Source organism: Pseudomonas sp. K5002 (assembly GCF_013386655.1).
GTDB lineage: Bacteria > Pseudomonadota > Gammaproteobacteria > Pseudomonadales > Pseudomonadaceae > Aquipseudomonas.
In genome coordinates, this window is the sequence record NZ_JACARK010001609.1 from 1 (window position 1) to 740 (window position 740).

Genomic DNA, 740 nt, shown 5'->3' on the forward strand with positions numbered 1-740 from the left:
GAGTGCCTGGCGCTGGTGGGCGAGTCCGGTTCCGGCAAGACCAGCCTGGCGCGGGCCGTTGCCGGGTTGGGGGAGAATGCCGAAGGCGAGCTGCGTTACGCGGGGCAACCGCTGCCGTTACAGGCACGGCAGCGCGAGGCGGGCTTGCGGCACCAGATTCAGTACATCTTCCAGAACCCGTACCGGGCATTGAATCCCCGGCAGACGGTGTACCAAACCTTGAGCGCACCGCTGGAGCACTTCTTTGCGGTTAAAGGCAGTGCCGCGCGTGAGCGGGTGGAGGCGGTGCTCAAGCGGGTGTCGCTGCCGGCTTCGGTGGGCGAGTTGTATCCCCATAGCCTGTCCGGCGGTGAGCGCCAGCGCGTGGCAATTGCCCGGGCATTGCTGTGCGAACCGAAGCTGCTGATCTGCGATGAAATCACCTCGGCGCTGGACGTCTCGGTGCAGGCGTCGATTCTGGATTTGCTGCGCCAGTTGCAGCGGGACGGGTTGACGTTGCTGTTCGTCACCCATGACCTGGGCGTGGTGCGGGCGATTGCCGACCGGGTGTTGGTGCTGAAGGTCGGGCGGGTGGTGGAGCAGGGCGCGGTGGATAGCGTGCTGGATCAGCCGCAGGCGGCGTATACGCAGACGTTGCTTGAGCATTCGCCATCGCTGGGCTGATTGGCACTGCTGCGCAGTGATCGCCGGCAAGCCGGCGCCTACGGTAAAAGGCGCACACCTGTAGGAGCCGGCTTGCC

General features: G+C 65.7%; 1 protein-coding gene. It reads left to right on the forward strand.

All coding sequences use genetic code 11. The features are described from left to right. Positions 1-663 (forward strand): ABC transporter ATP-binding protein (locus HX846_RS38245; protein ID WP_178967583.1); only part of this gene is annotated, 663 nt, incomplete at its 5' end. Between the last annotated feature and the right edge of the window lie 77 nt (positions 664-740).